Below are 12784 nucleotides of genomic sequence, written 5' to 3'. Positions count from 1 at the left end.
CGCCGATGCCGCTGCCACCGCCCGTTCCCGCACATGCCGCCCCTGCCACCGGCTGGTGGCGGCGCCACTGGCGCTGGGCCATGCCGCTGGCCGTGGTGCTGCTGCTGGCCAGCCTGGGCGGCGCCATCGCGTGGAGCCTGCTGCGCTGGAGCGAGGCCGCGCGCGACAGCGCACCCATGCGCGAGGCCATGCGCCGCGCCGGGTGCAGCATTGAACTGGTGCAGGCATTCGGCGAACCGCTGCAGGCCGACACGATGCCGGTGGGCAGCATGCAGACCGCGATGGACGGCCAGCGCAATGTTGGCCTGATCGTGGGCCTGCAGGGACCGGACGCGCGCGGACGCCTGTTCGTGCAGGGCAGCCGTCGTGATGACGCATGGGATTACCCGGTCATGTACGTGCTGGGCGAGGACAAGCAGACCTTCGACCTGACCGCGCTGGATGATGCAGAAGCCGCGGGCGAATGCGCGCTGCAGGAATGTCGTGCGCGGGGTGGGTGCAGGGAAGGCCTGGCGTTGTGACTGCATGACCGGCGGGGCCGAGGCTGTCGTGATCCGCAACAGCTGAATTTACTCTTGCCGGTCGGGCCTTGGGTCCGCTCGGTATGTCTGGTGCGGGAGCGACCAATTCCGACGCTCTTTTATTGGTGCAGCCTTCAATCTTCACTGCTTCGATAGCTTGGATTGATAGTGCAAACGACATCCCGGATTGCTGGCGCAGGTTTCCTCCAATGATCGAGCAGTTGCAGCGCAGATCTGGCTGCAACGACTCATTTCATCTTGGAAAGAGGGTGCAATGGGAACGTATGCAATCAGGAGCGTGGTAGCGCTGGTAGTGCTTGCGCTGCATTCGGTCACACCCGGCATGGCTGCTGAACCCTTCGTGGAAGCAGTCTCGGACGGGCCATCGGCAGGAGCAGAGCAGCAGCTTCGCAGAACAGGCGATGATGTGGACTGGGTGCGCCGGGTTCGTGTGAATGAGGTTGCCCTGGCTGCCGATGAGATCACCGTCGATCTCCATGACAGGGTTCTTCACCTCGTCCGCGATCCTTCCGAACCCCTGTTTGAGAGCGTCAAGAATGTGATCTACCGGCCTGCGGGTGACGAAGGTGCTCAACGGGAGGTGCGCTCTATCCCAGGCATGCAGTGGGTGGGCAGGGTGAAGAGCGTTACGCTGGATGCCGAAGGGAAGTCTGGGCCGCCCCGGTACGTGCGAATCTGGTCGGATGCTTCAGGAACACATGCGAGGTTTAGCCAGGGGTTCTGGCGTTACGCGCTGGACGGCGATCAACTGGTAAAGCGTGACGTGCGCCGTGCTCTACGGGACGAGCGTGATGATGTGAGGGACCGGCGAGCAGACCGGCCCGCTCCAGACCTTCCCCCAGGAATTGCCGCCGGAGGAAACGGTGAAGGTCGCGATGTTATTCGGGTGGCGTATGGGTTTGCGGCCGGCGCCTTGGTAGATGGGGTGGATCCGGCAATCCTCCGAGATTCGCATTTGGTCATGGCTACCAATTCAACGCGGACGATGCGCCTGGCTGGCGTACCGTCATGGCGTTGGAGTGCAGCGACCGGACATGCCCGCGGGTGAACATCTGGTCATCCCCGCTCATCCAGCATGAGGGCGTGCCAACGGGATCCATTGATCTTCACGACAACGCAAGAGTCCTGCGCGAAACGAAGGGCATCGTAGCCAGCTTCCATCCGGATCCGCCATCGGATGATCCCGGTGTCCTCGATGGGGACGCCATGACCTCCAGCCGATTGTCGCCATCGCCCTGAGCGCGTAAGTTGCGGACAACCCTTTCCCGGAGTGTCCCATGAAGCCGATCGCGCTCGCCGTTGCCCTGGCCCTGACTGCCGCCCCGCTGCTGTCCGCCCCGCCGGCCCTGGCCGCGCCGGCTGCCAAGGCCGCCACGCCGGCCAGCCCGGCCTGGGTCGCCCGCAGCAACGCGCTGGCGCAGATCCTGCTGGACGCGCAGGGGCCGTTCCAGCCGGAAGAGACCGGTTTCTTCGGCGTGCCCGGCTACGACGACAAGGTGGCCGACCTGGGCCCGGACAACGGCCAGCGCTACCGCGCCGCCATGGCCAAGGCCCGCGACGAGCTGAAGGCCAAGCTGGCCAGCGAGAAAGACCCCAACGTCCGCCAGGACCTGGAGATCATGATCGCCGCCGCCAACCAGAACATCGAAGGCAGCGAACTGAACGACAAGTACCTGCTGCCGTGGCGCGATGCGCCGCAGACGGTGTTCAGTGGTCTGAACCTGCTGCTGTCCGACCAGGTGCCGGCCGAGCGCCGCAGCAAGGCGCTGGATCGCCTGAAGGCCTATGCCGGCCTGCAGCCGGGCAGCACCGCGTTCACCACCCTGGCCCGCCAGCGCTACGAAGAGCGGCTGAAGGACAGCACGCTGCTGCAGCCGACGAAGATCGAAGTGCAGCAGTCGCTGGACAACGTCGAGACCTACATCACCGGCATCGAGTCGCTGCTGAAGAAGTACCAGATTGCCGGCGCCGATGAAGCCATGCAGGCGCTGGCCGGGCAGATGAAGGACTACGCCGAATGGACCCGCAAGGAAGTGCTGCCCAAGGCCCGCACCGACGCGCGCCTGCCGGCACCGCTGTATGCCTACCAGCTCAAGCAGGTGGGCATTGATATCGACCCGAAGCTGCTGATGCAGCGCGCCCAGCTGGAATTCATGGAAACCCGCTCGGCGATGCAGCAGCTGGCCCCGCTGGTGGCCAAGGAAAAGGGCCTGAAGGTGGCCGACCCGAGCGACCCGGTGGCGGTGATCCGCGCGCTGAAGGCCAACAAGATCGCCAATGACCAGTTGGAAGGCCACTACCGCAAGGTGATCGATGCGATCGATCCGCTCATCCGCGAACACGGCATTGTCGATGTGCCCAAGCGCGCCATGCAGATGCGCCTGGGCTCGGCGGCGGAAAGCGCGGCCAGCCCGGCCCCGCACTTCCTGCCGGCACCGCTGGTCAACAACACCGGGCAGCAGGGCACCTTCGTGCTGCCGCTGGGCAACCCGGCCGCGGGCGAGGGCGCGCAGTACGACGATTTCAACTTCGGTTCGGCCGCATGGACCCTGAGCGCGCATGAAGGCCGCCCCGGCCACGAGCTGCAGTTCACCGCCATGGTCGAGCGTGGTGTGTCGCTGGCACGCACCATGTTCGCGTTCAATTCGGTGAACGTGGAAGGCTGGGCGCTGTATGCCGAAGCCGAGATGGTGCCGTACGAGCCGCTGGACGGGCAGATGATCGCCCTGCAGTTCCGCCTGCTGCGCGCGGCGCGCGCGATGCTCGACCCGATGCTCAACCTGGGCCTGACCGACCGTGCCACCGGCGAGCGCGTGCTGATCGATCAGGTGGGCCTGTCCAAGGCGATGGCCACCCAGGAACTGGACCGCTATACCGTGCGCATGCCGGGACAGGCGGGAAGCTACTTCTACGGCTACACCCGCATCCTGGAACTGCGCATGCAGACCGAACTGGCGCTGGGCGCGAAGTTCGACCGCCTGGCGTTCAACAACTTCCTGCTCGACCAGGGCCTGCTGCCGCCGGACCAGCTGGCCGAAGCAGTGCAGCAGCAGTTCGTGCCGAAGTACAAGCGCTGAACCTCGGGGTCGGATCCCTTTCCGCAGGAAAGGGCTCTGACCCGGCGGTTATCGGGAAAGCCCATCCACGCATGGCGTGGATCTACCAGCCACCCGACCGGTAGCGCCGGGCCGTGCCCGGCGAGCGCAGGAGCAAAGCCGCCGGGCATGGCCCGGCGCTACCGCCGCATCAGCGCTGCGGGGTAATGGTCTGCGTCGGCAGGCGTGCCGGCGGTTCGGGGTTGGGCACCCAGATCGCAACACCCGCCGCGCGCTTCTGCGTGGTGGGAATGCCGATGCCCACGCCGCCGCCCACGTGCGAGCCGTAGCTGCCGGCACCCACCGACATGCCCACTGGCGAGCCGCTGCTGCCCACGCCCATCAGGATCACCCCGTTGGCGCCCAGCGCAGCGGCTTCGCGCTTCAGCCGCGCCACGGCCGCGTCGGTCTGGCCCTGGGTACCGAAGCCCACTGCCGACGACGATTCCAGCTGGGCGATTTCCTGCGAACCAGCCGGCGGGGTGGAATAGATCTGCACCAGTGCCGGGTCGATCGGTGCCCGCGCCCGGCCCAGCATGACTTTGGAGGTGCTGGCGCACCCGGCAGCGGCCAGCAGCATGGCCGCCAATGCGACCCAACGGATGTTCATGGCGTATACCCCTGTGGATTGCCTCGGATCATCGGACCCGCACTCTGAATCGGCGCCAACACCGGCACGCTGGCCCTGGGCGCAGGCTGCCACAGCGCCGGTGATGCTGTCGCCAACGCCGGTAGGCGACCGCGCCGGGGACCGCTATGGTGGCGGCAACCAAGCACGGAGCGTGGCATGGGCCTTATCAGTCTGTTGTGGGGTGTGGTGGCGCTGCTGTGGATGATCCTGGCGCTCATTCCCTTCCTGGGGTGGGGCAACTGGTTCCTGATTCCCTTTGCGGCCGTCGGCGCGATCATCGCCGCCATCGGCATCCTGTTCACCCACCCCAGCAAGCGCGGCCGCGCCTGGGCCGGCCTGGTGCTGAACGGCATCGTGGTGGTGGTGGGCATCTTCCGCCTGGGCCTGGGCGGCGGGGTGATCTGAACACCCCGGCGGGTGCGACCGGGCGTCGCAGGTGCACGGTCGCGGCGCGGGCAGGGGCGTAGAATGGGCGGCTGCGCGAGCCCCCCGCGTGCCTGCAGGACCGCGTCCGCCGCGGTAGCCCCGATGATCATTCGACCCCGGCCCCACGGCTGGCAATTGCTGTACATCCTGCGCGGTTCCATTGTTCCGGCGGTGGCGCCCAAGGTGCTGGCCATTCTGGTACTGGCCATTGCCGTTGCGGCGGTGGTGGAACTGGCGCAACCGCCCGGCATCGAGCGCGTCTCGGCCGCACCGTTCACCCTGCTGGGCCTGGTGTTGTCGATCTTCCTCAGCTTCCGCAACAGCGCCTGCTACGACCGCTGGTGGGAAGGCCGCAAGCTGTGGGGCCAGCTGGTCTACGAATCGCGCTCGCTGGCGCGCCAGCTGCACCTGCTGCTGGCCGACGATGCGCCGCGCAGGCAGCGCGTCAGCTACCTCACCATTGCCTTCGCCGCCGCCCTGGCCGCGCGCCTGCGCCGCCGTGAGGTCGCCCTGGCGGCGGTGCCTTGGCTGGACGATGACCAGCGCGCCCAACTGGCCCAACGTGAGAATGTGCCCGATGCGCTGCTGGCCATGATCGCCGCCGAACTGGCCCAGGCGCTGCGCGCCGGCACCCTCGATTCGATCCTGTACACGCAGCTGGAAGAGCGCCTGCACGCCATGTCGTCCATCCAGGCCGGCTGCGAGCGCATTCTCACCACACCGTTGCCGTTCGCCTACACCCTGCTGCTGCACCGCTGCGCGTGGATGTTCTGCGTGCTGCTGCCGTTCGGCCTGGCCAGCTCGCTGGGCTGGGCCACGCCGGTGCTGTCGGCGGTGCTGGCCTATGCGTTCTTCGGCCTGGACCAGTTGGGGGAAGAGATGGAAGACCCGTTCGGCCTGGAGCCGAACGACCTGCCGCTGGACGCGCTGGTGCGTACCATCGAAATCGACCAGCTCGACGCGCTGGGTGAACGTCCCCTGCCCGAACCCCTGCTGCCGCAGGGCTACCTGTTGCAATAGCCACTCCTCGGAGCCTGCCATGCCTCATCCCCATTACCGCCCGCGGCGCATGCGCCATGACGAATTCTCGCGCCGCCTGATGCGCGAGAACACGCTGACCACCGACGACCTGATCTACCCCGTGTTCGTGCACGAGCCGGCCGGTCGCGTGGCCGTGCCGTCGATGCCGGGCGTGGAGCGTCTGTCGATCGAAGAGCTGCTGAAGGTGGCCGAAGAAGCGCTGGAGCTGGGCATTCCGGTCATCGACCTGTTCCCGGTCATCGATGCCTCGCAGAAGACGCTGGACGCGTCGGCGGCCTGGGCCGAGGACGGCCTGGCCCAGCGGGCGATCCGCGCGCTGAAGACCCGCTTCCCGGAACTGGGGGTGATGACCGACGTGGCGCTGGACCCGTACACCACCCACGGCCAGGACGGGATCATCGACGACAAGGGCTACGTGCTCAACGACATCACCGTGGAAGCGCTGGTGAAGCAGTCGCTGTCGCACGCCGAAGCCGGTGCCGACATCATCTCGCCGTCGGACATGATGGACGGCCGCATCGGCGCCATCCGCCGTGCGCTCGATGCTGATCACCACGTCAACGTGCGCATCATGGCCTACTCGGCCAAGTACGCCTCGGCGTTCTACGGCCCGTTCCGCGATGCAGTGGGCAGCGCCGGCAACCTTGGCAAGGCCGACAAGAAGACCTACCAGATGGACCCGGCCAACGGTGACGAGGCGCTGCGCGAGATCGCGCTGGACCTGGAAGAAGGCGCCGACATGGTCATGGTCAAGCCGGGCATGCCCTACCTGGACCTGGTGCGCCGGGTGAAGGAGAAGTTCGGCGTGCCGACCTTTGCCTACCAGGTCAGCGGCGAGTACGCGATGATGAAGGCCGCCTTCGCCAATGGCTGGCTGGACGAACGCGCCTGCGTGCTGGAATCGCTGCTGGGCTTCAAGCGTGCCGGCGCCGATGGCGTGCTGACCTATTTCGCCCCGCAGGTAGCGCGCTGGCTGCGCGAGCGCTGACAATAGCGCCCACGAACGCGTTCACGAACTAGGGAGACACAGGCGATGGCACCGGAACTGGGATGGATGCAGTGGTTGATCTGGATCGTGGGCACCACGATCTTCGGCGCCATCATCGTGTTCGTGTTCCTGGCCGCCCGCCGTGCCGCCCGGCGCGCGCCGGAACAGCCGTCCGCCGCGCGCCATGTGGCCCGAGCCCAGGCGCTGCCGGATGCGGTGGAGGCTGAGCTGGCTGCGTTGAACCAGCGCAAGGACACCGGCCAGATCAGCGAGGCCGAGTACGAACAGCAGCGGGCCAAGGTTTTGGCGCGCTGAGCGGCATGACCCGGGGTCGGATCCCGTTCCGCAGGAAAGGGCTCTGACCCCATCGCGAGTGTGCCAACCAAGGTTGGCACCTACCGTGGGGGTTGGCCCGCCCTGTGGTTCATCCACGCATGGCGTGGATCTACTTTACGCACCCGACTACGGCCGCGACCTTCGGCACCGCCAACCGGTACACATCCACGCCACCGGCGCGCGGCGCACGCGCTGCGCTGCTGGCCACCAGCATCTCGCCGGGCTTGGCGTTGTCGATCACTGGCGCAGCGGTCCAGCCGCCGTGCTGGTTGAACGACAGCCCCAAGGGCTGCAGCGCTGCGCCGGTCCACGCGCAGCCGCTGGTCATCACCTGCGCCGCCTCGGCGCCAACCCGGCTGAACACCACCGCGCCGTCCTGGCCCAGCCAGTCACCATCGGTCTCGTCGTCGGCGCTGTTGAGCGCATCCAGTGCCACCGCCGCGCCACGCGCGCCCTGCGCATCCAGCGGTGCCACGAACAGATCCCAGCCCGCGCCACGGCCCTGCTGGCGCGCGAACAGCAGCCGGCGGCCATCGGCGCTCAGCGCCGGGCCACGCTCGGGGCGGCTCTTGCCGGTGCCGGCCAGCGCCTGCGCAGGGCCCAGGCTGCCATCGGCCGCCAGCGGCGCGCGGTATAGCGCCAGCGCGTCCTCGCGGCCGGCGGCAAACAGCAGCCAGCGCCCATCGCGGCTGAAGTACGGATCGACCACCTCGCCGGGCACCGCCACCGGCAGCGCCTGCGCCTGCTGCCAGCGCCCGTCCACCACCCGTGCCTGCCACAGCCCCCAGCCCGCTTTGCCGCGGCGGGCGAACACGATGCGCTGGCCATCGGCACTGATCGTCGCGCGCCCTTCATCGGCCCGGGTCGATACCACCCCCATGCCTTCAATGCCGTACTCGTTCAACGCCATCGCCACGGGGGCAGAGAGTAGACTGGCGGCGAGCACCAGCAGGGTCGGGGTGATGCGCATCATCCAGGTCCGTGCACGAAAGAGCATCAGTCTAGCCAGCTTGAGGATTCCATGACCGACCGTTACGCCGTCTTCGGACACCCCGTCGCCCACTCGAAGTCGCCGCAGATCCACGCGACGTTCGGTCGCCAGGAAGGCATCAGCGTGGACTACCGCGCCATCGACCTGGCCCCGGATGCTTTCCTGGCCGGGCTGGAAGCCTTCGCTGCCGAAGGCGGCGTGGGCGCCAATGTCACCTCGCCGCACAAAGAGGCGGCGTTTTCCGTATGCACCACCCTGACCGCACGGGCGCGCCGCGCCGGCTCGGTCAACACGCTGCTGCGCAAGGGCGACCGCTGGCACGGCGACACCACCGATGGCATCGGCCTGGTGCGCGATCTGACCGACCGCCACAGCCTGGACCTGCGCGGCCGCCGCGTGCTGCTGATCGGCGCCGGGGGTTCGGCGCGCAGCGTGGCACCGGCACTGCTGGATGCCGGCATCACCGAACTGGTGGTGGTGAACCGCACGCCGGAACGTGCCGACGAACTGATCGATGCGATGGGTGAACCCGGCCGCGCCATCAGCCGCTACTGGGAAGACCTGCGCGAACTGGGCGATTTCGAGCTGATCCTCAACGCCACCTCGGCCGGCCGCGACCGCGATGTGGAGTTCAAGCTGCCGCTGTCGCTGGTCAACTCGATGACCACCGCCGTGGACCTGAACTACGGCGAGGCCGCCATCGCCTTCCTGGCCTGGGCGCGTTCGGCCAACTGCCGCAACACCGTCGATGGCCTGGGCATGCTGGTCGAGCAGGCCGCCGAAAGTTTCCTGCAGTGGCATGGCGTGCGCCCGCAGACCGACGAGGTCTACCAGCAGCTGCGCGCCGGTGCCGGTGCCTTCGCCGGGCAGGACTGATCCATGGACGGAACAACGCTGCTGGTGACCGTACTGAGCTTGGTGGGCGTGCGGTTGCCCGTACTGATCGCGCTGTGCGTCGGTCTGGTCTGGGTCGTGGGCTCGCCACGTGACGCTACCCGTACCGGGGCACTGACTGGCCTGCTGCTGCTGCTGCTGGCCAGTCTGGGGGGAATGGCTGCCGGACTGCTGCCGATGTGGATGGTCAGCAGTGGCGACTTCAGTGCTGTTTCGCGGATGAGCGCAATCCTGGGCGTCCTGCATTTCATCCTGGCGATGGTCAAGGCGATCGGCATCGTGCTGGTGGTCTGGGCGCTGGTGCGCCTGCTGCGCGCACGCCCGGCGTCAAGCCGCCCTGATCGGTAGCGCCGGCCATGCCCGGCGAGCGCAGCGGTCCCTGTCAAGCCGCCGGGCATGGTCCGGCGCTACCGATGACGGGCCTGCCGCATCTGCCTTGGCCGCGGCGCGGCGCCCGGACCGTGACCGCCAACCGCCGACGCCGCTGACCCCGTTCAGCGCCGTCGCCCCGGTCCCGTCGGCCGGCCATGCGACAATGGCCGGCCTGATCCAGCCACGGTAACTTCCGGCGTGACCGAAACTGTCGCCGCCCCCCGCAAGCTCGATGACGCCTTGAAGGACGCGATCCGCAAGGCCTATACGACGCTGCAGGCCAACACCCCCGGTTTCTCCACCCGCCGCTCGCAGAGCCAGATGATCGGCGTGGTGTCGCGCGCGCTGTCCACCAGTGGTGGCGTGGGCGTGGTTGAAGCGCCTACCGGCGTCGGCAAGAGTCTGGGCTACCTGACCGCAGGCGTGCCAATCGCCCTGGCCAGCAAGAAGAAGCTGGTCATCAGTACCGGTACCGTGGCCCTGCAGTCGCAGCTGGTCGAGCGCGACATTCCCAATTTCCTCAAGGCCACCGGCCTGGAGGCGACCGTGGCACTGGCCAAGGGCCGTACCCGCTACCTGTGCACGCGCAACGCCGCCGAAGCGCAGGGCGAGGGCGCGCAGGGCGGCATGTTCGAAGACGAGGCGCCGCTGTACGACCGGCCGCTGGCTCCCATCGAAATGGACATCGCCAAGCGCCTGTCCGATGCCTTCACCAGCGGCAGCTGGGACGGTGACATCGACAACGCGCCGGAAACCATCAGCCCGGGCCTGCGCAGCCGCATCACCACGCCGGCCTCAGCCTGTGCCGGCCGTCGCTGTGCGTACTCGGCACAGTGCGCCGTGCTGCGCTCACGCAACACCGTGCGCGATGCGCAGATCGTGGTGACCAACCACGCGCTGCTGCTGTCGGCGCTGTCCATTGGTGACAGCGACAACGGCCAGCCGATGATCGCCGCGCCGTCGGACATGCTGCTGGTGCTGGACGAAGGCCACCATATCGGCAACGTGGCCATCGACCAGGGCGCGGCCAGCCTGGCCCTGGACGACATGGCCAAGCGCGTCGGTCGCCTGCAGATCCTGATTGCCGGTGCCTACCGCGCGGTCGACAAGGACCGCCTGGGCAACCTGCTGCCGAACGAAGCCATCGACGTGGCCAGCAACGTGGCCAAGCAGCTGCGCGCGTTCCGCGATCACGTGGAAGCGGTGTGGATGCCGGCGCCGGCCGACGAAGAGCCGATGTGGCGTGCGGCCAACGGGCGCCTGCCCGAGGCGTGGCGCGAGCCCATCGAAGCACTGGCCGACGACACCCGCAGCCTCTACAACTGGGCCCATGCCGCCACGGCACAGGTGGCCAAGGGCAAGCCGGACGATGCCGCGCGCGAGCGCCTGCAGCGCAACCTCGGCATGGCGCTGGAAATGATCGAGCAGCAGTACAACCTGTGGCAGGCCTGGCGCCGCGAGGACAAGGACGGCGCGCCGCCCACCGCGCGCTGGGTCACCGCCACCCGCGACGGCGATCTGGTGCTGCATGGCTCGCCTGTATCGGCCGCGCACGTGCTGCGCAAGCTGCTGTGGGATCAGGTGGATTCGGTGGTGATGACCTCGGCCACGCTGACCGGCGGTGGCGATTTCCAGTCGCTGGCCATCGACAACGGCATCCCGCCGGAAGCGGAGATGGTGTCGCTGGCCTCGCCGTTCGACCTGCCCAACCAGGCCGAACTGATCGTGCCGAAGTTCCCGGTTACCCCGGACGACCGCGACGGCCACCCGCGCGAAGTGGCGCGTTACCTGGACACCGAACTGGACTGGGCCAAGGGCTCGATGGTGCTGTTCACTTCGCGCTGGAAGATGGAAAAGGTGGCCAGCCTGATGTCGGCCGCGCGCCGCAAGCAGGTGCTGGTGCAGGGCGAAATGTCCAAGACCCGGCTGATTGACGAGCACCTGCGCCGCGTGGCCGCCGGCGAAGGCTCGGTGCTGTTCGGCCTGAACTCCTTCGGCGAAGGCCTGGACCTGCCCGGCGAAGCCTGCACCACGGTGGTCATCACCCAAGTGCCATTCGCGGTGCCGACCGACCCGCAGACCGCCACCCTGAGCGAATGGGTGGAAGCGCGCGGCATGAACGCCTTCAACCTGATCGCCATCCCGCACGCGCTGCGCACGCTCACCCAGTTCGCCGGCCGCCTGATCCGCACCTCCACCGATACCGGCCGGGTGATCATTCTCGACTCGCGGCTGCTGACCCGCCGCTACGGCAAGCGCATCATCGACGCACTGCCGCCGTTCAAGCGCGTGATCGGCTGAGGCGGGGTTTGATCCCTTCCACAGGAAGGGCTCTGACCCCCGCAAGCACGTCCACCCTCAGCTCCCTTCCGGTTTCCGGCAGGCCTGGCCGTCCATCGCAGTGTGGTAATCGCGATCAAAACAGCGCAACAACCTGTCCAGGATCTCCAGGTTTGGCGGCCACGGCACATCCACGTCCTGGCCTGCCGGCGTGGTGAAGTGATACCGCCCGTTCTTGACGGCCTCCGCGAACACCGCCGGCGTGGGTATCGCAAGCAGGGTGGCACGGGACGTCTCCAGCGCCGCGCGATCGCGCTGCAGGAAGGCGATCGTCCCGTCCACGTAGGCGTTCCAGTAACCGGGGTCGGTGTCCTTGGGCTTGTAGGTCCGCTGCATCAGCGCAACTGCCTGCGGGTACTGGCCCGCTTCGGCGCGCATCTGGCCTTCATGCCAGAGAATCATGGTGTTGCCTGCAGCCTTGGGCAGTGCAGCGTAGGCGGCGAGCAGATCAGCGGCTTCGCGCTGGCAACCGCGCTCGGCCAGCGGGCGCCAGCCGCCTTCCAGATCCTGGTCGAACGCATCCGGTTCCATTGCCAGCATCGCATCGCGGTCGTAGCTGCAGTCCGGCGCCTTCGACGGTTCGGGTGCGGCACCCAGCGCAGCGGCCAGGGCAAGCGAAAGCAACGTCATCACAACCTCCGTGTCGGTGTTTTGTCCTACCTTACCGCTGTTGGCTGAAATCAGGGTCAGATCCCTTCCGCAGGAAGGGCTCTGACCCCATCGGACAGGGACGAAGCAGGCACATGAAGATCGAGCTGACTGCCGAGTACTACGACGGGCTGATCCAGGGCGTGCTGTCTGACGACGGCCACCTGTTCTACGCCTTCTGCATCCACGCCGATTTCTCGGATGTCTGGCAGGACCGCGCGTACTGGGTTACCTCGATTGATGATGTGGAGGAACGGCAGTTGCGCGCCTGCCTGGGCCGGGGCACGAAGCCATTCGATGCGCTGCTACGCGCACGGTTTCTGCACCGCGATGGAGTAGTGTTGAAGGGTGAGCCGGCGTCGTGGAGCGGCCGGGATCTGCGCTGCGGATCGCGCGGCGACGCACATGCACGGTTCCTCCGATTTCCCTCGGTGGATGTGTTGGCGCGTCGGTCCCGTTCTGAGGCCTGAGCCGGGGTCA

14 protein-coding genes are annotated in these 12784 nt (G+C 67.6%); 11 read left to right on the top strand and 3 right to left on the bottom strand.

Translation table 11 applies throughout. The annotated features are described in order from the left end of the window. The first annotated feature begins 5 nt into the window (after positions 1-5). The 3 genes from RTY46_RS14320 (at position 6) to RTY46_RS14310 (ending at position 3619) form a co-directional block, all read left to right on the top strand. Positions 6-521, top strand: coding sequence for a cytochrome c oxidase assembly factor Coa1 family protein (locus RTY46_RS14320; RefSeq protein WP_312709161.1), 516 nt, complete (start codon positions 6-8; stop codon positions 519-521). Between the two features lie 187 nt (positions 522-708). Continuing rightward, positions 709-1590 (top strand): hypothetical protein, encoded by an 882-nt coding sequence (locus tag RTY46_RS14315; protein WP_312709160.1) that lies wholly within the window; start codon positions 709-711, stop codon positions 1588-1590. A 229-nt stretch (positions 1591-1819) separates the two neighbouring features. Next, positions 1820-3619 carry a DUF885 domain-containing protein gene (locus RTY46_RS14310; protein WP_312709156.1) on the top strand — a complete coding sequence of 600 codons (1800 nt, stop codon included), beginning with the start codon at positions 1820-1822 and terminating at the stop codon, positions 3617-3619. A 169-nt stretch (positions 3620-3788) separates the two neighbouring features. On the opposite strand, the gene RTY46_RS14305 is transcribed toward RTY46_RS14310, so the two are convergent. Continuing rightward, positions 3789-4247, bottom strand: a complete 459-nt coding sequence (locus RTY46_RS14305; protein ID WP_312709155.1) for a hypothetical protein — start codon at positions 4245-4247, stop codon at positions 3789-3791. Positions 4248-4424: 177 nt separating this feature from the next. On the opposite strand from RTY46_RS14305, the gene RTY46_RS14300 reads away from it, so the two are divergent. The 4 genes from RTY46_RS14300 to RTY46_RS14285 all read left to right on the top strand — a co-directional run bounded on the left by RTY46_RS14300 (position 4425) and on the right by RTY46_RS14285 (position 7038). Continuing rightward, entirely contained in the window at positions 4425-4673 is a 249-nt protein-coding gene (locus RTY46_RS14300; RefSeq protein WP_312709154.1) for a hypothetical protein, read from the top strand. A gap of 123 nt (positions 4674-4796) precedes the next feature. Beyond that, on the top strand, positions 4797-5714 hold the full coding sequence (locus RTY46_RS14295; protein ID WP_108763188.1) for a bestrophin family ion channel: 918 nt from the start codon (positions 4797-4799) through the stop codon (positions 5712-5714). A 19-nt stretch (positions 5715-5733) separates the two neighbouring features. Next, the gene (gene hemB / locus RTY46_RS14290) at positions 5734-6723 is read left to right on the top strand and encodes a porphobilinogen synthase (protein ID WP_108751261.1); all 990 of its coding nucleotides are present in this window, start codon (positions 5734-5736) and stop codon (positions 6721-6723) included. A gap of 45 nt (positions 6724-6768) precedes the next feature. Next, positions 6769-7038 carry an SHOCT domain-containing protein gene (locus RTY46_RS14285; protein ID WP_312709152.1) on the top strand — a complete coding sequence of 90 codons (270 nt, stop codon included), beginning with the start codon at positions 6769-6771 and terminating at the stop codon, positions 7036-7038. Positions 7039-7168: 130 nt separating this feature from the next. Here the strand turns inward: RTY46_RS14285 and RTY46_RS14280 are convergent, their stop codons facing one another. Beyond that, positions 7169-8032, bottom strand: coding sequence for a hypothetical protein (locus RTY46_RS14280; RefSeq protein WP_312709192.1), 864 nt, complete (start codon positions 8030-8032; stop codon positions 7169-7171). Between the two features lie 48 nt (positions 8033-8080). Here RTY46_RS14280 and aroE point away from each other — a divergent pair, with 48 nt between their 5' ends. The 3 genes from aroE to dinG all read left to right on the top strand — a co-directional run bounded on the left by aroE (position 8081) and on the right by dinG (position 11617). Continuing rightward, positions 8081-8926 carry a shikimate dehydrogenase gene (aroE, locus tag RTY46_RS14275; RefSeq protein ID WP_312709150.1) on the top strand — a complete coding sequence of 282 codons (846 nt, stop codon included), beginning with the start codon at positions 8081-8083 and terminating at the stop codon, positions 8924-8926. Positions 8927-8929: 3 nt separating this feature from the next. Next, the gene (locus RTY46_RS14270) at positions 8930-9292 is read left to right on the top strand and encodes a hypothetical protein (RefSeq protein ID WP_312709148.1); all 363 of its coding nucleotides are present in this window, start codon (positions 8930-8932) and stop codon (positions 9290-9292) included. A gap of 222 nt (positions 9293-9514) precedes the next feature. Next, a complete protein-coding gene (gene dinG / locus RTY46_RS14265; RefSeq protein WP_312709145.1) occupies positions 9515-11617 on the top strand; it encodes an ATP-dependent DNA helicase DinG in 2103 nt (700 codons plus the stop codon). A gap of 57 nt (positions 11618-11674) precedes the next feature. Here dinG and RTY46_RS14260 read toward each other — a convergent pair whose 3' ends face one another. Next, positions 11675-12286, bottom strand: a complete 612-nt coding sequence (locus RTY46_RS14260; RefSeq protein WP_312709143.1) for a hypothetical protein — start codon at positions 12284-12286, stop codon at positions 11675-11677. A 113-nt stretch (positions 12287-12399) separates the two neighbouring features. On the opposite strand from RTY46_RS14260, the gene RTY46_RS14255 reads away from it, so the two are divergent. Next, positions 12400-12774 carry a hypothetical protein gene (locus RTY46_RS14255; RefSeq protein WP_312709141.1) on the top strand — a complete coding sequence of 125 codons (375 nt, stop codon included), beginning with the start codon at positions 12400-12402 and terminating at the stop codon, positions 12772-12774. Positions 12775-12784 lie beyond the last annotated feature (10 nt).

The organism is Stenotrophomonas sp. (assembly GCF_032056425.1).
In the GTDB taxonomy this organism is placed as follows: domain Bacteria; phylum Pseudomonadota; class Gammaproteobacteria; order Xanthomonadales; family Xanthomonadaceae; genus Stenotrophomonas.
Note: the sequence above shows the minus strand (reverse complement) of the source record. Positions and strands in the feature narration are given on the sequence as shown.